The sequence below is a fragment of the Lacisediminihabitans sp. FW035 genome (assembly GCF_054880895.1).
Window position 1 is genome coordinate 1,058,979 of record NZ_CM142187.1, and the last position, 22,043, is coordinate 1,081,021.

Below are 22,043 nucleotides of genomic sequence, written 5' to 3' on the forward strand. Positions count from 1 at the left end.
GATGACCCTGCCCATTCGACTGACGCTCCCGGGAGTGCGCCGGGTCGCCGTCCTCGGCGCCGGCAGCTGGGGCACCACCTTCGCGAAGGTGCTGGCCGACGGCGGATCGGACGTCGCGCTCTGGGCCCGTCGACCGGAGCTCGCCCGCGAGATCTCGCAGTCCAAGCGCAACAGCGACTACCTCCCGGGCATCAACCTGCCGCGCAACCTCTGGGCGTCATCGTTCATCCCCGACGTGCTCGATGGCGCGGAGATCGTGTTCATCTCGATCCCGAGCCAGTCCCTGCGCGAGAACCTTCGCATCGTGCGTGACCTCATCCCGCCCGACGCCATCGTCGTGAGTCTGATGAAGGGTGTCGAGAAGGGCACCCGGGACCGCATGAGCGAGGTCATCCACCAGGAACTGGAGATCGATCCGGAGCTGGTGGCCGTGGCATCCGGCCCCAACCTCGCGCTCGAGATCGCCAAGGAGCAGCCGACCGCGGCCGTGGTGTCCTCCACCTCGATCGAGACGGCAACCTTCGTGGCCGCTGCGGCGACGAACCCGTATTTCCGTTCGTTCGTGAACACTGATGTCGTCGGCACCGAGTTCGGCGGCGTGCTGAAGAACCTCATAGCCGTGGCCATCGGCATCGTCGACGGCGTCGGGTACGGCGAGAACACCAAAGCGTCGATCATCACCCGCGGACTGGTGGAGATGACGGACTTCGCGGTCGCCTACGGCGGCCTCGCGCAGACCCTGTCCGGCCTCGCGGGACTCGGCGACCTGATCGCCACCTGCGAGTCGTCACTCTCGCGCAACAACACCGCCGGGCGCCTGCTCGGCCAGGGGTACAGCTTCACGGATGTCGTGAAGCAGATGAACCAGACCGCCGAGGGCCTCTCGTCGGTCGCCCCGATCCTCGAACTCGCCGCCGCCCGCGGCGTGGACATGCCGATCGTCGAGCAGGTTGCCCAGGTGCTCGCTGGCACGATGGACCCGCGCGACATCGCGCCCCACCTCACCACCGACGACGACACCCCGGCGATCCTGGTCGAGTAGGTCGCTTAGCGACCGTGTCGATACCGGCGCTACGGGCTCGGCGTCGGGGTACTCTCGGGCACGAACCCGGGATCATGGGAGGTGCACGCCTTGGTCTGCGTGATCGATCCGACGGCGTTACTCAGGTCATCGAGGATCACAGCCTCCTGGCCCTGCGTGAGCTTCGTATCGACCACCACCTGTGTCGCGGGTGAGCGGCCCCAGGTCGTGTAGACGTAGCGAGGCGCGCCCGAGACATCCACGACCCAGTCGATGCCGTTCACCGTCGAGCAACTCGCGGAGGGGGCGGGCTGCCGCACTCCGCAGCGCAGCAGCACCGAGGTGGGGTTACCCCAGGCGCCGGTGGCCTGGGCGTTCGTCTCGCGGATCGGCTGATCCACCACCGACTTCGGCAGCCGCACGATGATCTCGGCACACTGCGGGTTCGTCGCGTGGACCGCCGGGGTGAGCGGCACGGTCGGCGTACAGGCGACGAGCACCGCGAGCAGCAGCGGCGCGAGCAGGCCGAGCGCGACGGCCGTGCGCTTCGGGGTCTTCGAGATCACAGGCATCGCTTTCAGGGTACCTTCTCGTCGAATCATCTCCCGAACTCGGGCGCCGGCCGACGAGGCTTTGAAGGCCAACTCCTAGGATGGAAGGATGTTCACCTTCTGGACCAGAGCCACACTTCTTCAAAGGCTGTCCTTCGTGATCCTCCTGCTCGCGGTCCTCGTCGGTATCGGCAGCTTCATCTGGTCGTACAGCTCGTGGTGGATGAGCCTGCTGGTGCTCGCCGGCCTCGTTCTCAACGCCATCGGTCGCAACTTCCATGGGCCGGGGCGCAACCCTCAGGAGAACGACCCGAACCGCCGGTAGTCGTCCGTCTACCGCTACCGTGTGGAGCATGACCATGCCGAAAACTGACGCCTCCGACACCCTCGGAGGTATCGGCGAGTCGGCCGTGCTTGCCCGCATCTTCCCGCGGCTGCCCGCCGCGGCATCCGCCCTCCTCGGCCCCGGGGATGACTCCGCCGTCGTCGCCGCTCCGGACGGGCGGTTCGTCGTGACCACCGACATGATGATCCACGGGCCGGACTTCCGGCTCGCCTGGTCGACGCCCCACGACCTCGGCTGCAAGGCCGCCGCCTCCAACCTCGCGGATGTCGCGGCCATGGGAGCCGTGCCGACCGCCCTGGTCGTGGCCATCGCTGCGCCCGCCGAGTCTCCGGTGAGCCTGCTCGAGGGCATCGCGGACGGCCTCCGGGACGCGTGCGACCTGCTCGCGCCCGGCTGCGGAGTGGTCGGGGGAGACCTCTCCGTCTCCCCGACTCTCACGATCGCTGTCACGGCCTTCGGCGACCTCCAGGGGCGGGCGCCGGTGCTGCGTTCCGGCGCATCACCCGGGGACATCGTTGCGGTCGCCGGAGTTCTCGGCGCGGCTGCCGCTGCACTTCGGGTGCTCTTCGCCGAGGCGGTCGACGACTCCGGGCATCCGGATGCCGCACTCGCCACCGCGCTGCGCTCGCGCACCGCGGCCCAGCTGGCTCCGACCCCGCCGATCGCCGCCGGCCGCAACGCCGCTGTCGCGGGCGCGACCGCCATGCTCGACCTCAGTGATGGCCTCGCCATCGATTCGGCCCGGCTCGCGAAGGCCAGCGGGGTGGGCATCGACTTCGCGGCAGCGGAACTGGGGGAGAACCCCGCCCTCGCTCTCGGCGGGGGCGAGGATCATTCCCTGCTCGCGACCTTCCCGCCCGATGTGAAGTTGCCCGACGGGTTCCGCTCGATCGGCGTGTGCGTCGCCGGGGAGGGGCTCACGGTCGACGGTTTTCCGCACGACTCGTCCGGGTGGGATCCGTATCGAGACTGGGCCGGATCCGCGGGCTGAGCCTGGCCGTAGGCCGCGTTGTCCGGATGCGTGCGCCGGCGGCCGCGCGGACGGCAACGTGTACTGTTCGCGGATCAGGAGTCGCGAGCTCCCTGCGGCGTGTCGGCGCCCTGTGGGCGGCGTGTCGGGCGCGACTCCTGATCGGCGAACATCCAGGGCCGAAGAAAGCGAACACCCGGGGTCGGAGCGGTGCCGAGACCGGGCGCGCTACTCAACCAAAGGGGCGGCGCTCGCCCACCACAGGGTCGTGTCGCCGTAGTCTTTGCGGCGGTCGAGCACGATTCCGGGCGGCCAGGTGGGCTCGGGAGAGCGGCTGCTGCGCTCGAGGCAGATCACCGCATCCGGCTCGAGGCGCGAAGCGAGCGAAGCGAGATTCGCCGCAAGCTCGGTCTCCGCGAGGTCGTACGGAGGATCGAGGAAGACGAGGTCCCAGGTCTCCGGATTGCTCGTGAGGAAGGACTGAACGAGCCGTCCGCTCACCTCGATCCGCAGGGGTGAGTCCTTCGGCGCCTGGGCGAGTACTGCCGCGGCATTCGCCCGGCACACCGCCGTTCCCACGCCGCCGCGCTCGACGAGGCGCACGAATGCGGCTCCTCGGCTGGCGGCTTCGAGGCCGAGCGCCCCGGATCCGGCGTAGAGATCGAGCACTCGGGCGCCGTCGATCGCATCCCGGGATTCGAGCGCCGAGAAGATCGCCTCGCGCACGCGGTCGCTGGTAGGTCGGGTGCCGCCCCCGGGCGTCTTCAGCGCAATGGATCCGGCGAATCCGGAGATTATTCGAGTCATCGAGACCGACCCTATCGGGCTACATGAATTGTTCACCCGACGGGACTACCGTTTCCCCCATGGCACCCGATTTTCGCAAGCCCTTTCGCGCGCTATCGCTGCGCCCTCGCACGCCTGCGGCCCCGACCACCGAAGAGGCTCCGGAGCCCGGCCGGGTGCGCTCCAGCCTGATCAACAACGCGATCTATGAGAACGGATGCCGCGTCGAGACGCCCGCATCGCTCAGCGACACCTACGCAGCCCTCGATGCCCGTCCCGGAGCCATGGCCTGGATCGGGCTCTACCGCCCCACCACCGAGGAGCTCACGTCGCTCGCCGGCCAGTTCGGACTGCACGAGCTCGCGGTGGAAGACGCGATCCTCGCTCATCAGCGTCCCAAGATCGAGCGCTATGGATCGACCCTGTTCGTCGTGCTCCGGGCGGCCCGCTACCTCGACGCGAAAGAGGAGGTGGAGTTCGGCGAACTTCACGTCTTCATGGGCAGCAATTTCGTGATCACCGTTCGCCACAGTGAATCGCCCGACCTCTCGATCGTGCGGTCGAGGTTGGAGGACACTCCCGACCTGCTCGCCCGAGGCACCGAGGCCGTGCTCTATGCGATTCTGGACGCGGTCGTCGACGGCTATTTCCCGGTGGTGGCCGGCCTCGCGAACGACATCGACGAGATCGAGACCCAGGTGTTCGGCGGAGATCCGAAGGTTTCCCGACGCATCTACGAATTGACCCGCGAGGTGATCGACTTCCAGCGGGCTTCCGTGCCGCTCATCGGCATGCTCGACCAGATCTCCAACGGCTTCGACAAGTACGGCATCGCCGAAGACCTGCAGCAGTACCTCCGGGATGTGGCCGACCACGTCGTTCACGCCACGGAGCGGGTCGACGAGTTCCGCATCCTGCTTCGCGACATCCTCACCGTGAACGCGACCCTCGTCGCCCAGCGGCAGAACGAGGAGATGCAGGAGACCACGGAAGCCAACAACCGCCAGACCGAGGAGACCCGCAAGATCTCCGCCTGGGCCGCCATCCTGTTCGCGCCCTCGATCATCAGCGGCATCTACGGCATGAACTTCAGGGTGATGCCCGAACTGCACTGGCTGTTCGGCTACCCGTTCGCAATCGGGCTGATGCTCGTGGTCGGCATCGGCCTCTACGTGATCTTCCGCAAGCTGCGCTGGCTGTAGCGGGCTGGCGATGACGGTCGGGCCCCGGCGGTAGCCTGTCGTGGTGGACTCCCCGCTCGATGCCAAGCTCAGTGGAGCCCTCGGCGGCCGAACGGCGGCGGCTATCGAGAAGGGCCTCGGGCTCGTGACCGTCGGCGACCTCGTCACCCACTTCCCGCGGCGATATGCCCTTCGGGGCGAGCTCACCGCGCTCGCCCAGCTGTCCGTCGACGAGAATGTCACCATCGTCGCTGAGGTGCTCGCCGTGCAGGAGCGAACGATGCGGGCGCGCAAGGGGTCGATCCTCGAGGTGACGATCAGCGACGGCAGCGACATCCTCTCCCTCACCTTCTTCAACCAGGCCTGGCGCAAGGTCGACCTGAAACCGGGGGTGCGGGGCATCTTCGCGGGCAAGGTGGGGGACTATCGCGGCACGATCCAACTCGCCCACCCCGACTACGAACTCTTCGAAACGGATGACACGGGCGGCGACTCCGAGGCGGGCGCTGAGCGAGCGCGCAAATGGGCTGAACAGCCGGTGCCGATCTATGCGGCGACGGCGGCTGTCGCCTCCTGGCAACTCGGCAAGGCCATCGGGGTACTGCTCGACACGCTGCCTCCCCTCGACGACCCGGTTCCGGGCGCCGTGCGGGCAGAGCGCGGGTTGATGAGCTACTCGCGAGCCCTGGAGCTGATCCATCGCCCGCAGCAGGACATCGAGTGGAGGGCCGCACAGAAGTCGCTGCGCTTCCAGGAGGCCTTCGTGCTGCAGGCCGCTCTTCTCGAACAGCGTGCACTGCTGAAGCGGCAGTCGGCGACCCCGCGCGTGCCGAAGCCGGGAGGGCTGCTCGAGCGATTCGATGCACAACTTCCGTTCGTACTCACCGGCGACCAGACGACCGTTGGCGCGGAGATCGCGCGCGACATCGCGGCATCAGCCCCCATGAACCGGCTCGTGCAGGGAGAGGTCGGCTCCGGCAAGACGCTCGTCGCGTTGCGCGCCATGCTCGCCGTCGCAGACAGCGGCGGCCAGTCCGCGCTGCTCGCCCCCACCGAGGTGCTGGCCGGCCAGCACCTACGCTCGATCGTGAAGACCCTCGGCCCCGATCTCGCCGCCACGCTGCGGCCCACCCTGATCACCGGCCAGCTCCCGGTGGCGGATCGGCGCAAGGCCACCCTCGCGACCGTCAGCGGGCAGGCACGGATCGTCGTCGGCACGCATGCGCTCCTGAGCGAGAGCGTGGGGTTCTACGACCTCGGGCTCGTAGTCGTCGACGAGCAGCACCGATTCGGTGTCGAGCAGCGTGAGGCGTTGAGGCGCAAGGGAACGGTGCCGCCGCACGTGCTCGTGCTCACGGCGACACCGATCCCGCGCACGGTGGCGATGACCGTGTTCGGAGACCTGGATGTCTCGACGATCGCCGAACTGCCCTCTGGTCGTGTGCCGATCCAGAGTTTCGTCGTGCCGCTCGCCGACAAGCCGGGGTGGGTGAATCGGGTCTGGGAGCGGCTCGCGGAGGAGCTGGCGAAGGGACGCCAGGGATTCGTCGTGTGTCCTGCGATCGACAGCACCGTGGTCGAGAGCCCGCTGGCGGAGCCCGTATCGACCGGGCCGCCGGCATCCACCGAGATCGCCAACGTCACCGACACCCTTGCTCGCGTGCGCGCGGACCCCCTCTTCGCCGGTCGTCGCATCGAGGGCCTGCACGGTCGACTGCCGAGCGAGGAGAAGGATGCCCTGATGCGCGCGTTCGCCGCGGGCGAGATCGACGTGCTGGTCGCCACCACCGTGATCGAGGTGGGAGTGGATGTGCCCAACGCCTCGACGATGATCATCCTCGATGCCGACCGTTTCGGGGTCAGCCAACTGCACCAGCTGCGCGGCCGGGTCGGTCGCGGCGGCGTACCGGGGCTCTGCCTCATGGTGACCAGCGCGGAGGAGGAGACGCTGGCCCGCGAACGGGTCGAGGTCGTGGCATCCACCCTCGACGGTTTTGAACTCGCGCAGAAGGATCTCGAGCTGAGGCAGGAGGGCGATGTGCTCGGCAGCACGCAGTCGGGCGGGCGATCGTCCCTCCGGCTGCTGCGGGTCGCGAAAGACGGGGTGCTCATCACCGAGGCCCGCGCGATCGCCGAAAGACTGCTCGCGGAGGATCCCGAGCTTGCAGCCCACCCGGCCCTGCGCACTGCTCTCGCGCGTCGGCTGGATGAGGCGAGCCGGGACTTCCTGGCCAAGAACTGAGATCTCGGAGTGGGTGGGAGGTCGCCTCGATGATGCGGACGGGGGCGGTGTCGTAGTTCACGGTCACAGTTCATGGAGCCGTAACACCGGTGCCGTAGGCTCGCACCATGAGCAGGATCGCCGTCGTCCCTGGTTCCTTCGATCCGGTGACCCTCGGTCACCTCGACGTGATCGAGCGGGCGGCCAGGATCTTCGACCAGATCCACGTTCTCGTCGTTCACAACCCGGCGAAGACCGCGCTGCTGCCGGTCGCGCAGCGGGTGGCTCTCATCGAGAAGGCTATTATCGACGCCGGTTTCGACGGAGATATCGTCGTCACCTCGTGGAGTGTCGGCCTCCTTGTGGACTACTGCACGGATGTCGGGGCGAGCGTGATCGTGAAAGGCATCCGCTCGCAGGTCGATGTCGCCTATGAAACGCCGATGGCCATCGTGAACCGCAATTTGGCCGACGTCGAGACCATCTTCATGCTCCCGGACCCCGCGCACGCGCACGTCTCGAGTTCGCTCGTGCGGCAGGTCGCGGGACTCGGCGGGGATGTCGCCCCGTACGTGCCGAAAGCAGTCGCGGACTTCCTGCAGAACGGCTGAGCCCCGCCGCGGGGCCGACTCCGCAGCATCCCGGAATGCGGAACGGTGCGAAGCCGACCTCTGCGGGCGGGCCTGCCATCATCGCGGCGGCAGGTTGAGAAGCTGCCACCGCTGTGCCTGGCGTTCGCGCTCGAGCCGGGCGAGGTGCTGCTCAGCGTGGCTGGCACGCCGTTCGCGGGACTCGAGTTCGAGCGGCCGACGACCCCACCGGATGAGGGCGAGACCGAGGTGCAGCGCGGCCCGGTCGACCAGGGTCACCCTCCGCACGGGGTGCGATTGGCGATTCTGGACGGGGGCGGTTTCGGTGGCGGAATGGGGCGGATGGGGCGGTTGGTCGTATGCGGGGCGACCGGGCGCGGTCGTCAGGACGGACTTCATGATGGTGGTACCTCACTGCTGGAGTGCCGCGCGTAGCGGCGGGATCGATCGGGGAAGGACCCGAGGAGACGGCACGCTGCGATGGCAGGGACGTGCGGGACCTCGAGGGTCGGGCTTCGGAAGCGTCACCACCGACTTCATCGGTGGTGACTGCGCCTCTCAGGAGGCGAGTCGGCCGATCAGGCGGTGAAGACGCCGACGAAGCCGGCGGTGGTGCGATTGCGGGTCATTCCCGGAATGTCTGTGTACATCACGCTGGCTCCTTTCGTCAGAGGCGCGTGGGCAACCGTACCGGCATCGCCGCGGAATGCGCAAGCACTTTTCGGAACTAGCCGTTCGGGCGTCCCGTTCCTGATGTTCGCCGTTCGGTTTTGGTCCCGTGTGTCTGTGTCTAGGGCTGCGTCGGCGTCGGCGTCGGCGTCGGCGTCAGCGTCGGCGGCTGCGTCAGCGTCGCTGACGTGCCGATCGCCAGGGGTCGGGCGATGAGTCGATCTATGACCGGGAGTGGAGGATGGCCGTTGGCGGGCTGCGGCTAAGCGGCTTGTGCCTTGGCGAGTGGGGGGGTGGCGTGCTGCTCGGTTGGCGCGTGAGTGGCGAGAAGTACACCTTCGAGGGCGCGGGGAAGGTGTACTTCTCGCCACTCACGCCCGAGCGAGTAGCGCTGGGCGCGGGGCGCGGGGCGCGGGGCGCGGGGCGCGCGGGGCGCGCGGGGCGCACCGGACGCGCCGGACACGCGGGGCGCGGAATTGAAAGAGGGGCTGAAAGGCCACCTGGTGGGAGGAGGTGGCGGCAGGGAGTTGATGCTACCCGGTGGTTCTTGGCGGCGGGAAAGGTGCACAGTGGGTCGCGGCTGATGGCGGACGGCGGGACGCGGATGCCGGGTGGCGAGGGACGGCGGGACGCGGATGCCGGGTGGCGAGGGACGGCGGGACGCGGATGCCGGGTGGCGAGGGATGGCGGAGGATCGCGGGTCGCGGATGGCGAGGGTTTCGATGCGCCGATTGCGCGTGACTGGCGAGAAAAACACCTTCGAGAGGGCGGGGAAGGTGTTTTTCTCGCCAGTCACGCCCAAGCGAGTGGCGCTGTGCCTGGGGCGCACGGCGCGGGGCCCGCGACGCGGGGTGCCCGGGCCGCGCAGGGCGCGCTGCGCGCAGGGCGCCTGGGGCGCGCGGCGGGCGCCAGAGCAGCCGGCGCCGCCCCGGCGCGCGGTGCAGCGCGCACACCCGTCCCGGCCCGCGAAACCGGCGACTCCCGCAGTTCGAATCGGGTCTCGTCTTTTCGCCCGATCGTCCCTAAGCTCTGCTCATGTATTTAGTGTTGCCGGGACTGGGTCTCCTCCTCATGGTCGTCGCCCTCGTCGATATCATCCGCGCGGATCGATGGTCGGTTCGCCACCTGGACAAGTCGCTGTGGCTCATCATCGTGATCCTGCTGCCGCTGATCGGATCCGTGCTCTGGTTCACCATCGGTCGGGACTACGGGCAGTCGGTCGACCTCGGGAGCTTCGGCGATCCGCGTCGGCGCGAGGCGCTGCCACCGGCCGAGAGCACTACGGAGCGCGAGCTGGCGGCACTCGACCGCGAGATCGAGCGCGGGGAGCAGGATGACCGCATCCGCCGCCTCGAGGCGAAGCTGCGCGCGCACCGGGGCGAGAACACCTCGAAGACCGCGGACTCCTGAGCCGGGCGTTCGACCTCGCGGCGGCTAGTGGTCCGTCGCCTCTTCGGCCCCGAATCCGGTGAGGGACCGCACCTCCATCTCGGCGGCGATCGCGGGGTTCTCGAGAGTGCGGCTGGTGATGGTGCCGAGCCAGCCGAGCAGGAATCCGAGAGGGATCGAGACTATCCCGGGGTTGCTGAGCGGGAACCAATGGAAGTCCACGCCCTGGATCATCGAGGTCGGGAGGCCGGAGACGACCGGGGAGAAGGCGATAAGGAAGATCGCGGAGCCGAGCCCCCCGTACATGCTCCAGAGCGCGCCGCGGGTGGTGAATCGCTTCCAGTACAGCGAGTAGAGGATCGTTGGGAGGTTGGCCGAGGCGGCCACCGCGAAGGCGAGGGCGACGAGGAAGGCCACGTTCTGCCCCTGCACTCCGATGCCGCCGACGATGGCGAACAGTCCGATCACGACGACGGTGATGCGGGCGACTTTCACCTCCGTCTTCGGGGCGGCCTTGCCCTTCTTGATCACGCTGGCATAGACGTCGTGGGCGAAGGATGTCGCAGCGGTGATGGTGAGACCGGCGACGACCGCGAGGATCGTCGCGAAGGCGACAGCCGAGATGAGCCCGAGGAGGATCGGACCGCCGAGTTCGAAGGCGAGCAGCGGCGCCGCGGAATTCACGCCACCGGGGGCGGCGAGGATCTTCTCCTTGCCGATGAGGGCCGCGGCCCCGTATCCGAGCACCAGGGTGAACAGGTAGAAGACGCCGATCAGCCAGATCGCCCACACCACCGAACGCCTCGCCTCGCGCGCCGTCGGTACCGTGTAGAACCTCATCAGAACGTGCGGGAGCCCGGCCGTACCGAAGACGAGGGCGAGGGCGAGGGAGACGAAGTCGAGCCTGCTGATGCCGGTGAGCCCGTATTGGAGCCCGGGGCTCAGCATCGCGTCCCCGCCCCGATCCGCCGCGGCTCCGAGGAGCGCGGAGAGGTTGAAGCCGTTGATCGCCAAGACCCAGACGGTCATGATCAGGGCACCGGCGATGAGCAGGCCGGCCTTGATGATCTGCACCCAGGTGGTGCCCTTCATGCCGCCGATCAGCACGTAGACGATCATGAGCAGGCCGACCACCGCGACCACGATCGACTGGCCGACCTTGTCGTTGATGCCGAGGAGCAGGGAGACGAGGCCGCCGGCCCCGGCCATCTGGGCCAGCAGGTAGAAGAAGCAGACCGCGAGGGTCGTCGTCGCCGCAGCGAGGCGCACCGGGCGCTGTTTGAGCCGGAACGACAGCACATCGGCCATCGTGAACTTGCCCGTGTTGCGCATCAACTCGGCGACGAAGAGCAGGGCGACGAGCCAGGCGACGAGGAATCCGATCGAGTAGAGGAAACCGTCGTACCCGTTGATCGCGATGGCTCCGCAGATGCCGAGGAAGGATGCCGCGGAGAGGTAGTCGCCCGCGATGGCGGTGCCGTTCTGCGGCCCCGTGAACGACCGGCCGGCCGCGTAGTAGTCGGCGGCGGTCTTGTTGTTGCGGCTCGCCCGCAGCACCACGATGAGGGTCACGGCGACGAATGCGCCGAAGATGCTGATATTGATCACCGGGTTGCCGACGGTCGTCGTCTCGGCGGCCGAGAGGATCGCGGGCGCGATCATGAGCGGCCTCCCGTCGCGCCGGCCGCGTCGTCAGCGGGTTTCGCATCCGAATGACCACCCGCCGCCAGGTTGTGACGGATCTCATCCGCAAGAGGATCGACCTTGCGATTGGCGTGCGACACGTACCAGGTGGTGATCGCGAAGGTGGTGACGAACTGTGCCAACCCGAGCAGCAGGCCGAGGTTGATGTTGCCGAATACCGGCGTCGACATGAACTCGTGGGCGTAGTCGGCCAATAACACGTATGCGAAATACCAGAGCAGGAATGCGATCCCGAGCGGGAAGACGAAGCTCCGCTGCGTCGCCTTGAGGCGTTGGAACGGCTCCGACGCCTGGGCCCCCTCGAAATCGGTCGTCGGTTCGTTCCCCGTCGTGGCTGCACCCTCGTTGGCCATGAATTCCCCTGATTCCGCCGCGTCCTCGAACGCTCGGCACCGCGTTGTGCCGTGCGTCTACCATGCGTGACCCCCGAACGGGTGTCAAGAGCGAGGCCCGAATGGTCGGGCCGCCGGGGAGTTGAGACAATGGAGTGTGTCTTCCCCTCGCCCGTCGTCCGGTGCTGCTCCCCGCCCCGACTTCTCCATCGGATTCGCGGCGATGCTCGAGCAGTTCCCGCCCACCGAAGCACTCGCGCTCGCCGCCCATGCGGAGCAGCACGGCTTCAGCGGGGTGATGGCGGCCGACCGTTTCCAGCCGTGGGTCCCGCGCCAGGGCGAGGCCAGTTTCGTCTGGAATGTGCTCGGCGCGCTCGGGCAGACCACCGCCGGCGACCTGGGAACCGGGATGACGGTGCCCACCTTCCGGTGGCATCCGGCGATGGTCGCCCAGGCCAGCGCGACCCTTGCGGCGATGTATCCCGGGCGGCACTGGCTGGGTATCGGTTCGGGCGAGGCGATCGACGAGCATGTGACGGGCGCCTACTGGCCGGAGACTGCGGAGCGGATCAACCGCATGTTCGAAGCGATCGAGATCATCAAGAAGCTCTTCATCGCGTCCCTGGCCGGCCGGGACACCAAGCACAGCGGGCCCCACTTCTCGCTCGAGTCGACCCGGTTGTGGACGATGCCAGAGGTCGCGCCGGAGATCCTGGTGGCCACCTCCGGGCCCGTGACCGCGAAGCGTGCCGGACGCACGGTCGACGGCATCATCATCGATGGCGCACCGATGGACAAGATCGCCGGGTTGTTCTCACGCTTCAACGAGGGCGCCCACGAGGCGGGCCGGGTCGGCGGTACGAAGGTGCTGCGACTCCACCTCAGCTGGGCGCCGACCCACGAGGCCGCGATGGCCAACGCCATCATGGAATGGCCGAACGGGGGGATGCGGTTCCCGCGCTCCGACATCCGCTCGCCGTTCGAATACGAGCAGCTCGCCCGGCTGGTGCGACCGGAGGACTTCGAGGGGCGGATGCTCGTCTCGGAGGATCCGGACGCGCACCGGGCCACGATCCAGTCCTTCCTCGATCTCGGTTTCGACCGCATCTACCTGCACAATGTCGGGCGCAACCAGCGCGAATGGATCGACGTCTTCGCGCGCGACGTCCTGCCGAAACTGGTGCGCTAGTGCTCACGGTCTGGGCGATCGAAGGAATCCCCGAAATCGTGGCGGGGGACGATCTCGCGCTCGTCATCGGTGATCTCGCGGGTGCTCTGCAGGACGGGGACATCCTCGCCGTCACCTCCAAGATCGTGTCGAAGGCGGAGGGCCGATTCGTGAACGCCACCGACAGGGAGCAGGCCATCACCGACGAGACCGTGCGGGTGGTCGCGACGCGCGTGCACCCCGGCGGCGTGACACGCATCGTGGAGAATCGCCTCGGCATGGTCGCCGCGGCCGCGGGTGTCGACGCCTCGAACACCCCCGAAGGCACGGTGCTGCTCTTGCCCCAGGATCCGGATGCCTCGGCCCGTCGCCTGCGCGACGCCCTCGAGTCGCGGTTCGGCGTGCGCCTCGGGGTGATCATCACCGACACCCTCGGCCGCGCCTGGCGGGAGGGGCAGACCGACGTGGCCATCGGGGCGAGCGGAGTGCGGGTGCTCGACGACCTGCGCGGCACTGTCGACGCCCACGGGCGGCGTCTCGACGTGACGCTGCCGGCCACAGGGGATGAGATCGCGTCCGCGGCGGACCTCGTCAAGCGCAAGAGTGGCGGGCTGCCGGTCGCGGTGGTACGGGGTCTCGCACATCTGCTCGCGGACGAGGCCGAGGGCGCCCGATCCCTGGTGCGACCGGCCTCGACCGACATGTTCCGACTCGGAACCGACGAGGCCTGGGGCGAGGGCTTCGAGGCCGGGCGGGCGTCGCGTGAGTAATGCGCCCGGTCCCGTCGGCGGTCGACGGCCGACCACAACCGGCATTCGCAAGGCCGGGTCGCGCGCAGCGGCGATCCCGACCACCGAATGGGTCGTCGTGGTACCGGTGAAGGGCACGGCGCAGGCGAAGTCCCGATTCGGACCCGGCGATCATTCCGACCTCGCCCTTGCGATGGCTGCGGACACAGTGGTGGCGGCGATGGAGGCGGACGGTGTTGCGGGAGTGCTGGTGGTGACGACGGTGGAGGCATCCGGTGTCTTCGATGACCTCGGCGCCTTCGTCGTCGTGCAGGAGTCCGTCGGGCTGGCGAGCGCGATCGAGCTCGGTGTGGCAACCGCCGGCGAGATGTCCGAGCCGGGCCGGGGGATCGCCGTGCTGCTCGGGGACCTTCCCTCCGTCACGCCGGCCGAACTCGGGGCCGCCCTGTACGCGGCCCGGGCCCATCCGCGAGCGATGGTGGAGGATGCCGCCGGGGACGGCACCGCGTTGATAACCGCGACATACGGCACGACTCACGCCCCGGCGTTCGGCGTCGGATCGAGCGCCGCGCACCGGGCCGCGGGCTATATTCCGCTCGCGGTATCTTCCCAATCGGGACTCCGGAACGACGTCGATTCCGCCGAAGGACTCGCGCTCCTGGATGGTCGCCTCGGCGAACACACGGCGCTGGTGGTCGCCGGCGGAGACGCACAGACCCGCTAGCTCCGGAGGAACGCTGTCGGCAGCACCTCGATGGCGGTATTCAACGGCAGCTCGACCGCGAGATCGACACCGCGGTAGCGCACGGTGTGCGAGCCTGCTGCGCCCGGGCGGGTGGCGCGCAAGCTGGCGCGCACGAGCTCGGCGCCGCCGGAAGCATCCGTCGCCCAGTCGATGTCGACCTCGATCCCCGGTCGGGCGACCAGGCCGGTGATCGAACCCGTTGAGAGCTCTGCCGGAACGCTCGGCAGAAGCTCGATCACCCCGGCGTGGCTCTGAAGCAGGCATTCGGCGATGGCCGCGACGAAGCCGAAGTTGGCATCGATCTGGAACGGCGGATGCGCGGCGAACAGGTTGGGATACAGGCCTCCGCTCATCGGGCCGCGATCTGTCGTCATGTCACGGAAGAACAGGGCGAGGAGGTCGCTCACCCGGTCGGGCTGGTGGAGGCGCGCGCGCAGCAGGGTCCTCCAGGCCAGCGACCAGCCGGTCGATTCGTCGCCCCGGGCATCCAGGCTGCGGGAGACGGCTGCGGCGAGGTCGTCGGTCAGCAGCCGGTCTCCGGGGTAGACGAAGAAGAGATGCGATTGGTGGCGATGGGTGGGCTCGGGGAAGCGCCGGATGCCCGGCCACTCTTCGACGAGGCCGTCGGGTCCGATCGTCGGCACGGCAAGGCGCTTCCGGGCGGATGCCGCTGCCGCGACCACCGGATCCTCCGCTTCGCCGGCCCGGGGCGCGATCGCCGCGACCATGTCGAACAGGTCGGCGATGAGCACCAGGTCGAGCGCCGATGATGCCGCGACTGAGGCCGTGCGTCCGTCCTCGGTCAGGAAGGTGTTCTCGGGGGATGTCGAGGGCGAGGTGCCGAGAGTGCCGTCGGGCTGCTCGACCAGCCAGTCGAGGCAGAATTCTGCGGCTCCGCGAATGGGCGGCCAGGCCCGCTCGCGAATGAATGCACTGTCGGCGCAGTAGCGGACGCGCTCCCAGAGGTGGCGCACCAGCCACGGCCCGGCCAGGGGCCAGAACGCCCATTTCGGGTCGTGCTCGCCGTGGCCGACCGGCAGCGAATAGGCCCAGGCGTCGGAGTTGTGGTGGCAGACCCATCCGCGGGCGCCGTACAGTCTTCGCGCGGTGCGACCTCCGGTGACCATCAGGGCGTCGATCAGGTCGAACAGGGGAGAAAGGCATTCCGACAGGTTCGCGACCTCCGCGGGCCAGTAGTTCATCTGCAGGTTGATGTTCGTCGTGTAGTTGGAGCTCCAGGCCGGCTGGAGGGATTCGTTCCACAGGCCCTGGAGCGTGGCCGGGAGGCCACCGGCACGAGAAGCGCTGATGAGCAGGTAGCGGCCGTAGTTGAACAGCAGCGCCGCGAGGGACGGATCCGACAGTAGCGCTCCGCCCGCGCGGTTCGCTCGCGTCAGCCGGGCATCGATCGGAAGGCGGTGCGTCGCATCGGCGCTCGGGAGGGAGAGTGAGACCCGCGAGTAGAGCGCGGCGTGATCGCGTCGATGGCGTTCAGAAAGCTCTGCGGGGGACACTGCCGCGGCGGCCTCCACCCTCGTCCATGCCAGGCGGAGGGCATCGTCGGCGGTGCCCTCGGGCATCAGACCGAGGCCGACGAAGGTCGTCTCCGTCGACAGGTACACGGTGGCCGACCGCACACCCTCTGCCCGGAGGGATGCGCCCTCGGCGCCCACCAGCGGCTCGAGTTCCCGGCCATCGTGGTGCCACCGCACGGCGACGCCGCCCTGCGAGGACAGGGTGGGGTCGTCGGAGAAGTGCACGGGGGAGGGGGATCCGTCGTGCAACGGCACCACGTCGTCCGGGAGGGACACCGCGAGTTCCAGCGCACCCGCCCGCGGAGCGCCGGCTCGCAGAACCCGGAGGGGACTGCCGAGGTCGATCCGCAGCTCGACCCCCTCCGGAGCATCCGAGTGCACCTCGTAGACGAGCACGCCGTCGGCGTGGCTGATGAAACAGCTCTGCTCCAGCAACCATCCGTCCAACCGGTAGCGCGTCTCATGGGTCGCGGTTGCGAGCTCCAGGGTGCGCTGATAGTCGAGGCGGATGCCTGCCGCCGCAGCACTCGTGACCGAGACTCCGAGATCGGCGAAGGGCAGGTAGCTCTGGGTGTGGCGGTGTTGGAGTGCCTTCAGCTGTTCGGTGGCCCCGACATAGTCTCCGCGGGCGACCGCCCGGCGACTGGCGTCGAGTGCCTCCCCGGCGGCGTCCCGGGACAGCTGCGGGTCGAGCGACTCGCTTGTGGGGCTCCCCGACCAGGCCCGCCCGTCATTGACCTGCACACGCTCTCTCGGCGCACCACCGAACAGCATCGCGCCGAGAGTGCCGTTGCCGAGGGGGAGCGCCTCGGTCCAGGTGACGGCCGGGGAATCGAAGTGCAGCGAGTCTTCCACGGTGGGAAGTCCTTTCGAGAGGTCGATCGGTGAAATTTCAGTGTCGCAAGATCACGCTTATTCATCTAATGAATGCGGGTCATCGGGTTGCAATCGTCGAGGAGGCGGACGACATCACCGAGCACGGCAATGACGGAATTGCTATAGTCAGTCTACCGTCGCGGCCCCAAAGACCGCGGAAACCTCCTCATCGGCGAGGTGAAGCAGAACGACCCGGCGGCTCGCACCAGTATATTCATCGGAGGTTTACGTGACGGATTCGTCGCTGTCCCCGACCCGCGCGGGTCGACTTCTCACCGAAGGGCTGGTGTCTCCCTTCGGAGTCGGACGCACGGATCCGCTACTGAGCTGGGAGATCGAGGCCGCCGCCGGCGAGGTCGTGCTCGGCTATCGGGTGCAGGTCGCCCGGAGCGCGGCCGAGCTCGCCGGGGACACGGCTCTCCCTGGGGACACCGCGCTGCTGTGGGACACCGGGGACGTGCTGTCGACGCAACACGCCGTCGTCTATGCGGGAACCTGCCTCCGTAGCCGCGATCGGCTCGCCTGGCGGGTGCGGCCGGTGCTGCAGGATGCGGTGGCCTCATGGAGCGAGGTCGCGTTCGCGGAGCTCGGCCTCCTCGCCACCGACGACTGGACCGCGAGCTGGGTGACGCATCCCCTCTGGACCCTGGCCGAGCCGCCCACTGCGGCACCGATCGTGGGAACGACCTTCGCCATCGACCGGCCGGTGGCGAGCGCGCGGTTGTATGTCTCGGGACTCGGCGTCTACGTCGCGGAGATCGATGGCGCACCGGTGGACTCCGCCGTGCTCGAGCCGGGCAGCAGCGATTTCCGGCGTCGGGTCGCCGCCCGAGCCCTGGACGTCACCGACCGGCTAGAAGTGGGGTCGCACGGTCTCACCCTGCGCCTGGGTGAGGGCAGTTCCCATGTGCGGCCGATCGCCGGCCGCTACAGCAAGTTCACCGGGCGTTCGAAGGCACCGGCGGCACTCGCGCAGCTTGAGATCGAGTATGCAGACGGCACCCGACAGGTGATCGCGAGCGACGAGGACTGGCGGGCAAAATCCACGGCGACGGTGCTGACCCACTGGTACGGCGGGGAGGACTTCGACGGATCCGCGACCGTCGGCACCGATCCCGATGCCGGGTGGACCGAAGTGGCCGTCGTGGAGTCGGTGGAGCATGGTCCGGATCCGTGGTGGCGAAGCTCACCCCCGGTGACGGCGCAGGAGACGATCGCCGCGGTGTCGGTCGCGATCATCGAGAGCACCGCAGACTCGGCGAGCGTCCTCCTGGACTTCGGGAGCAATATCGCCGGCTGGCCCCGGCTGTCTGTCTCCGACGCCGTACCGGAGGGCTCGGTCCTGGTGCTCCGGCCATCGGAGCTCGTGGGAGCGCACGGTCACGTCGACCAGTCCACCGGGGGGTCGCCGATCTTCGACCGGTACACGGTGGGCGCCGCCGGGGACCGGTCGTGGCATCCGGAGTTCTGCTATCACGGCTTCCGCTACCTCGAGATCTCCGGGCCGCCCGCGATCGCTTCGCCGGACGCGCTGCAGGCCCACGTCACGGTTCTTCACGTCGACGACGCCCCCGCTGGAACCTTCGACTCCAGCGACGCCGGATTGAAACGGCTGCACGATCTCATCGGGCGTGCCGTGAAGTCCAATCTCTTCACGATGCCGACGGACTGCCCCCATCGCGAGAAGCTGGGCTGGCTCGAGCAGCTGCACCTCGTCTTCGGTCCGCTGTCCCACCTGTTCGATGTGCGGGCGCATTTCCAGGACGTGGTGACGAACATCCTCGACGCCCAGACGGTGGAGGGGATGATCCCCGACATCGCGCCGGAGCTGACGGTCTTCGAGGGCGGCTTCCGCTCCGATGTGAACTGGGGTGGGGCGGTGCTCGAGATCCCCTGGCGCTTGTATCAGGAGTACGGGGACGCGCGCACCCTCGCTCGGGCCTGGGAGGCGGGCGTCCGCTATCTCGACTACCTCGCCGTGGAAGCCGATGGCGGGTTGCTGGCCGACCACGGTCTCGGGGACTGGATCACGCTCGACGACTCGACACCGCGGGCTCTCGTGGCCGGCTACGGCTATATCCGCGCCCTCGAGACGGCCGTGAGGATCGCGGAAGTTCGCGGTGAGCCCGGGGGGGCCGCCCGCTTCGCGACCCTGGCGCGCGACCATCGCTCGCTGCTCGAATCCCGCTTCGTCGACGCCCGCACCGGTTCCTGCGGCAGCGACAGCCAGGGGTCGTACGCCCTCGCGATCGACCTGGGGCTCGTCGCAGGAGAGACTGCGCGCGCGGCCACGGCCCGCCTGCTCGCCCTCCTCCGGCGCGACGGCTACTTCACCGTGGGTGAGGTCGCCCTGCCGTCGCTCTTGCGGGTGCTGGCTGGCGACGGGCAGCACGAGCTGATCGGCTCCCTGGTGCGCCAGACCGAGAATCCGGGCTACGGGCAGATGATCGACAGCGACCTGACCGCCCTCGCCGAGTCCTGGGACAACCGCGACCACCCCAATTCCGCCAACCACTTCATGCTCGGGGCAATCGGGGACTGGCTGGTGGGTGACGTCGCCGGGCTCCGTCAGGCGACCGGCTCGATCGGCTGGCAACAGGTGGTGGTCGCGCCGGTGCTCCTCGACGGCGTCGAGAGCGCCGGGGCCACCCATCACAGCCGCTTCGGCGACACTTCCGTTGCCTGGTTGCGTGCCGCCGACACCCTCACGGTGACCGTGGCGATACCGGTCGGATCGACCGCGAGCATCCGCATCCCGCGGTTGCCCGGGCACGCAGCGACGACGACGGCCCCCGGTGACCTCCTGATGGAGGCGGGGTATTTCGTGATGGCTGTGACCCACGGAACCTGGACCATTGAGACCTGCCGGGTGCTCGTCGACGCGTGACGCCTGTGGACGCCCAGCCCGCCTTCTAGGTCGAGCGGGCCGTTCGATCGGCGAGGTCGACCGCGAGGCCGAGCGCGTCGGCGGCGACCTGAGCGCTCGACGTCAGGTCGCGCATCCAGAGCGGCACGGCGGCGGCGGCGATCCGCGGTTCGAGGGCGCCCACGATGGCCGCATCCGTTTCATCCACGAGCCAGCCGTCGAGCAGTCCGCCGTCGCCGCGGCCACCGTAGTGACGCGCGACAGCCTCTGCGGAGGTCTCCACACCGATGGCGGTGAGGCAGGCGTCGGCCATACCCCGCACCACTGCCCCGTGGATGATCGGGGAGACTCCCACGACGGGAGCGGATGCCGCGACCACGGCCTCCCGAACCCCCGGGATGCCCAGGATGGTGCCGATCGACACCACCGGGTTCGAGGGGGCGAGCAGGACCACGTCGGCGTCCGCGATCGTCTCCAGCACGCCGGGAGCCGCGCTCGCCGAATCCCGGCCCTGCTGCACGAAGCGTCGAGCGGGCAATGACGCGCGGTGCCTTGTCCACCATTCCTGGAAGTGCATGCTTCCCTCGTCGGTGATCACCTGCGTCTCCACCTCGTCGTCTGTGACTGGCCGAAGAGTGACCCCGAGGTTCCAGCGACCGGTGATCCGCTCGGTCGCCTCGGTGAGGGAGAGGCCGGACCGGAGGAAGTGGGTGCGGGCGATGTGCGTGCCAAGGTCGAGATCGCCGAGCGTGAACCACGGCCAGCCGACCCCGTACGCCTGCAGCTCGGCACTCACCCGCTCGGTCTCGCCGATCCGGCCCCAGCCGCGGACCTCGTCGTTGGCTCCCGCGAGCGTGTACATGATCGAATCGAGGTCCGGCGTGATGCGCAGGCTGTCCAACCACATGTCGTCGCCGGTGTTGACCACCGCGGTGATCTCGGCGGTGGTACCACCGGAGCCATCGGGCTGGGATTCGCGAAGATGGTGACGAAGCCCGCGAAGAAAACGGGCGCCACCGACTCCGCCGGAGAGTACGGTAATTTTCACGGTGCCAACGCTAACCCGACCGGGTGGGAGTCGGCGCCTGAGGGCCGGGTCGATGCTGACTGAGTATTCGCTACATAGCGACTGATTGTCATCAGCGGTCTGGCAGACTCGCGAAAGATATGGCGAACAGCGGGCGGACCCCATGACCAGCAACGAAACCAGCAACGACCTGAGCAGCAACAGCACCGAGCCAGCGATGCGCCTCGATGACTTCTACCGCAACTCCTCCGAGATCATCCGCAGCATCGAGACGGTGATCGACGGCAAGCGAGAGGCTGTGCTCACCGCGCTCACCGTGCTGCTCGCCGAGGGTCACCTGCTCATCGAAGACGTGCCCGGGGTCGGTAAGACGATGCTCGCCCGCGCCCTGGCGAAGTCCGTCGACTGCACGGTCAACCGCATCCAGTTCACTCCCGACCTGCTGCCCTCCGACATCACGGGGGTCTCGATCTACAACCAGGTGGAGAGAGAGTTTGAATTCAAGCCCGGTCCGATCTTCGCCAACATCGTGATCGGCGACGAGATCAACCGCGCGAGCCCGAAGACCCAGAGCGCCCTGCTCGAGAGCATGGAGGAGGGCCAGGTGACTGTGGACGGCAGCACGAGCCTCCTCGCCTCGCCCTTCACCGTCATCGCCACGCAGAACCCGGTCGAGATGGAGGGCACCTACCCGCTCCCGGAAGCGCAGCGCGACCGGTTCATGGCGCGCATCTCGATGGGGTATCCAGATGAGGCGGCCGAGCTGGCCATGCTGCGCACGCGCGAGTCGGCCAGCCCGCTCACCGACCTCCAGCCCGTAGTCAGCACCGTTCAACTGATCGCGATGATCGCGACAGTCCGCAGCGTCTTCGTCTCCTGGGCCGTCGAGCAGTATGCGGTGAGCATCTCGCAGGCCACCCGGCGCGACCGCGACCTGCGGCTCGGAGCGAGTCCACGCGCGACACTGCAGCTGGTGCGAGCAGCCAAGGCGCGGGCAGCACTCGATGGCCGCGAATTCGTGCTTCCGGATGACATCGACGCGCTCGCCATCCCCGTGATGGGACACCGGCTCATCCCCACCAACCGGGTGTCCGGAAACGGCAACCCGTTCGCCACCGGCGCGGTCTCCGACATCATCTCCCGAATCGTCGCAGCGACCCCCGTGCCTCTCGGCGCCGTGGGTCCGGCCTGACCGGGGCCGTGCCTCCCGCACGAGGTCGGCCGACGCGAGCGTCGGCGCGATCCACCATCGCATCAAGGAGCGCAGCGCGCGCACTCGCGACAGCGGCGAACACCGCCGGGCGCCCGGCCCGGGCG

Annotated in this window: 19 protein-coding genes; 12 read left to right on the forward strand and 7 right to left on the reverse strand. The window is 68.6% G+C overall.

Annotation, left to right across the window (positions count from 1 at the left end; all coding sequences use genetic code 11):
• Position 1 precedes the first annotated feature (1 nt).
• Positions 2 to 1,042 (forward strand): NAD(P)H-dependent glycerol-3-phosphate dehydrogenase, encoded by a 1,041-nt coding sequence (locus tag ACVXZ4_RS05105; protein ID WP_461797156.1) that lies wholly within the window; start codon positions 2 to 4, stop codon positions 1,040 to 1,042.
• Between the two features lie 29 nt (positions 1,043 to 1,071).
• Here ACVXZ4_RS05105 and ACVXZ4_RS05110 read toward each other — a convergent pair whose 3' ends face one another.
• Positions 1,072 to 1,593, reverse strand: coding sequence for a DUF3515 family protein (locus ACVXZ4_RS05110; RefSeq protein WP_461797157.1), 522 nt, complete (start codon positions 1,591 to 1,593; stop codon positions 1,072 to 1,074).
• Between the two features lie 88 nt (positions 1,594 to 1,681).
• Between ACVXZ4_RS05110 and ACVXZ4_RS05115 the strand changes: the two genes are divergently transcribed.
• A complete protein-coding gene (locus tag ACVXZ4_RS05115) occupies positions 1,682 to 1,897 on the forward strand; it encodes a hypothetical protein (RefSeq protein ID WP_461797158.1) in 216 nt (71 codons plus the stop codon).
• 28 nt (positions 1,898 to 1,925) lie between these two features.
• Positions 1,926 to 2,909, forward strand: coding sequence for a thiamine-phosphate kinase (thiL, locus tag ACVXZ4_RS05120; protein WP_461797159.1), 984 nt, complete (start codon positions 1,926 to 1,928; stop codon positions 2,907 to 2,909).
• Positions 2,910 to 3,116: 207 nt separating this feature from the next.
• Here the strand turns inward: thiL and ACVXZ4_RS05125 are convergent, their stop codons facing one another.
• Positions 3,117 to 3,695 carry an RsmD family RNA methyltransferase gene (locus ACVXZ4_RS05125; protein WP_461797160.1) on the reverse strand — a complete coding sequence of 193 codons (579 nt, stop codon included), beginning with the start codon at positions 3,693 to 3,695 and terminating at the stop codon, positions 3,117 to 3,119.
• A gap of 59 nt (positions 3,696 to 3,754) precedes the next feature.
• Between ACVXZ4_RS05125 and ACVXZ4_RS05130 the strand changes: the two genes are divergently transcribed.
• The 3 genes from ACVXZ4_RS05130 to coaD all read left to right on the forward strand — a co-directional run bounded on the left by ACVXZ4_RS05130 (position 3,755) and on the right by coaD (position 7,687).
• Positions 3,755 to 4,876, forward strand: coding sequence for a magnesium and cobalt transport protein CorA (locus tag ACVXZ4_RS05130; protein ID WP_461797161.1), 1,122 nt, complete (start codon positions 3,755 to 3,757; stop codon positions 4,874 to 4,876).
• 40 nt (positions 4,877 to 4,916) lie between these two features.
• The gene (locus tag ACVXZ4_RS05135) at positions 4,917 to 7,097 is read left to right on the forward strand and encodes an ATP-dependent DNA helicase RecG (RefSeq protein WP_461797162.1); all 2,181 of its coding nucleotides are present in this window, start codon (positions 4,917 to 4,919) and stop codon (positions 7,095 to 7,097) included.
• A 107-nt stretch (positions 7,098 to 7,204) separates the two neighbouring features.
• A complete protein-coding gene (gene coaD, locus ACVXZ4_RS05140; RefSeq protein WP_461797163.1) occupies positions 7,205 to 7,687 on the forward strand; it encodes a pantetheine-phosphate adenylyltransferase in 483 nt (160 codons plus the stop codon).
• Between the two features lie 78 nt (positions 7,688 to 7,765).
• Here the strand turns inward: coaD and ACVXZ4_RS05145 are convergent, their stop codons facing one another.
• A complete protein-coding gene (locus ACVXZ4_RS05145; RefSeq protein WP_461797164.1) occupies positions 7,766 to 8,065 on the reverse strand; it encodes a hypothetical protein in 300 nt (99 codons plus the stop codon).
• A gap of 1,305 nt (positions 8,066 to 9,370) precedes the next feature.
• Here ACVXZ4_RS05145 and ACVXZ4_RS05150 point away from each other — a divergent pair.
• On the forward strand, positions 9,371 to 9,745 hold the full coding sequence (locus ACVXZ4_RS05150) for a PLDc N-terminal domain-containing protein (protein WP_461797165.1): 375 nt from the start codon (positions 9,371 to 9,373) through the stop codon (positions 9,743 to 9,745).
• A gap of 24 nt (positions 9,746 to 9,769) precedes the next feature.
• Here ACVXZ4_RS05150 and ACVXZ4_RS05155 read toward each other — a convergent pair whose 3' ends face one another.
• The gene (locus ACVXZ4_RS05155; RefSeq protein WP_461797166.1) at positions 9,770 to 11,386 is read right to left on the reverse strand and encodes a solute symporter family protein; all 1,617 of its coding nucleotides are present in this window, start codon (positions 11,384 to 11,386) and stop codon (positions 9,770 to 9,772) included.
• On the reverse strand, positions 11,383 to 11,781 hold the full coding sequence (locus ACVXZ4_RS05160; protein WP_461797167.1) for a DUF485 domain-containing protein: 399 nt from the start codon (positions 11,779 to 11,781) through the stop codon (positions 11,383 to 11,385). Before ACVXZ4_RS05160 ends, ACVXZ4_RS05155 begins: the two co-directional genes overlap by 4 nt.
• A gap of 136 nt (positions 11,782 to 11,917) precedes the next feature.
• Between ACVXZ4_RS05160 and ACVXZ4_RS05165 the strand changes: the two genes are divergently transcribed.
• Genes ACVXZ4_RS05165 through ACVXZ4_RS05175 form a run of 3 tightly spaced genes read left to right on the forward strand, consistent with a single transcriptional unit; the run spans position 11,918 to position 14,401 of the window.
• Complete coding sequence (locus ACVXZ4_RS05165) at positions 11,918 to 12,949, forward strand: TIGR03557 family F420-dependent LLM class oxidoreductase (RefSeq protein ID WP_461797168.1); 1,032 nt, start codon at positions 11,918 to 11,920, stop codon at positions 12,947 to 12,949.
• Complete coding sequence (locus tag ACVXZ4_RS05170) at positions 12,901 to 13,698, forward strand: coenzyme F420-0:L-glutamate ligase (RefSeq protein ID WP_461797169.1); 798 nt, start codon at positions 12,901 to 12,903, stop codon at positions 13,696 to 13,698. The genes ACVXZ4_RS05165 and ACVXZ4_RS05170 overlap by 49 nt, the downstream gene beginning before the upstream one ends.
• Positions 13,691 to 14,401 (forward strand): CofC family guanylyltransferase, encoded by a 711-nt coding sequence (locus ACVXZ4_RS05175; protein ID WP_461797170.1) that lies wholly within the window; start codon positions 13,691 to 13,693, stop codon positions 14,399 to 14,401. The genes ACVXZ4_RS05170 and ACVXZ4_RS05175 overlap by 8 nt, the downstream gene beginning before the upstream one ends.
• Here ACVXZ4_RS05175 and ACVXZ4_RS05180 read toward each other — a convergent pair.
• The gene (locus ACVXZ4_RS05180) at positions 14,398 to 16,812 is read right to left on the reverse strand and encodes a glycoside hydrolase family 95 protein (RefSeq protein ID WP_461797171.1); all 2,415 of its coding nucleotides are present in this window, start codon (positions 16,810 to 16,812) and stop codon (positions 14,398 to 14,400) included. The two genes, ACVXZ4_RS05175 and ACVXZ4_RS05180, sit on opposite strands and share 4 nt — an antisense overlap.
• 250 nt (positions 16,813 to 17,062) lie before the next feature.
• Here ACVXZ4_RS05180 and ACVXZ4_RS05185 point away from each other — a divergent pair, with 250 nt between their 5' ends.
• Entirely contained in the window at positions 17,063 to 19,720 is a 2,658-nt protein-coding gene (locus ACVXZ4_RS05185) for a family 78 glycoside hydrolase catalytic domain (protein ID WP_461797172.1), read from the forward strand.
• A gap of 25 nt (positions 19,721 to 19,745) precedes the next feature.
• Here ACVXZ4_RS05185 and cofD read toward each other — a convergent pair whose 3' ends face one another.
• Positions 19,746 to 20,747: a 2-phospho-L-lactate transferase gene (gene cofD / locus ACVXZ4_RS05190; RefSeq protein ID WP_461797173.1), complete on the reverse strand. Its 1,002-nt coding sequence runs from the start codon at positions 20,745 to 20,747 to the stop codon at positions 19,746 to 19,748.
• 142 nt (positions 20,748 to 20,889) lie between these two features.
• On the opposite strand from cofD, the gene ACVXZ4_RS05195 reads away from it, so the two are divergent.
• On the forward strand, positions 20,890 to 21,918 hold the full coding sequence (locus ACVXZ4_RS05195) for an AAA family ATPase (protein ID WP_461797174.1): 1,029 nt from the start codon (positions 20,890 to 20,892) through the stop codon (positions 21,916 to 21,918).
• Positions 21,919 to 22,043: the final 125 nt, after the last annotated feature.

What these genes read in the sequence shown, in the direction of transcription:
- ACVXZ4_RS05105 (WP_461797156.1), top strand. Translation starts at nt 2, where the DNA reads ATGACCCTGCCCATTCGACTGACGCTCCCGGGAGTGCGCCGGGTCGCC.
- ACVXZ4_RS05110 (WP_461797157.1), bottom strand. Translation starts at nt 1,593, where the DNA reads ATGCCTGTGATCTCGAAGACCCCGAAGCGCACGGCCGTCGCGCTCGGC.
- ACVXZ4_RS05115 (WP_461797158.1), top strand. Translation starts at nt 1,682, where the DNA reads ATGTTCACCTTCTGGACCAGAGCCACACTTCTTCAAAGGCTGTCCTTC.
- thiL (WP_461797159.1), top strand. Translation starts at nt 1,926, where the DNA reads ATGACCATGCCGAAAACTGACGCCTCCGACACCCTCGGAGGTATCGGC.
- ACVXZ4_RS05125 (WP_461797160.1), bottom strand. Translation starts at nt 3,695, where the DNA reads ATGACTCGAATAATCTCCGGATTCGCCGGATCCATTGCGCTGAAGACG.
- ACVXZ4_RS05130 (WP_461797161.1), top strand. Translation starts at nt 3,755, where the DNA reads ATGGCACCCGATTTTCGCAAGCCCTTTCGCGCGCTATCGCTGCGCCCT.
- coaD (WP_461797163.1), top strand. Translation starts at nt 7,205, where the DNA reads ATGAGCAGGATCGCCGTCGTCCCTGGTTCCTTCGATCCGGTGACCCTC.
- ACVXZ4_RS05145 (WP_461797164.1), bottom strand. Translation starts at nt 8,065, where the DNA reads ATGAAGTCCGTCCTGACGACCGCGCCCGGTCGCCCCGCATACGACCAA.
- ACVXZ4_RS05150 (WP_461797165.1), top strand. Translation starts at nt 9,371, where the DNA reads ATGTATTTAGTGTTGCCGGGACTGGGTCTCCTCCTCATGGTCGTCGCC.
- ACVXZ4_RS05155 (WP_461797166.1), bottom strand. Translation starts at nt 11,386, where the DNA reads ATGATCGCGCCCGCGATCCTCTCGGCCGCCGAGACGACGACCGTCGGC.
- ACVXZ4_RS05160 (WP_461797167.1), bottom strand. Translation starts at nt 11,781, where the DNA reads ATGGCCAACGAGGGTGCAGCCACGACGGGGAACGAACCGACGACCGAT.
- ACVXZ4_RS05170 (WP_461797169.1), top strand. Translation starts at nt 12,901, where the DNA reads ATGGATCGACGTCTTCGCGCGCGACGTCCTGCCGAAACTGGTGCGCTA.
- ACVXZ4_RS05195 (WP_461797174.1), top strand. Translation starts at nt 20,890, where the DNA reads ATGACCAGCAACGAAACCAGCAACGACCTGAGCAGCAACAGCACCGAG.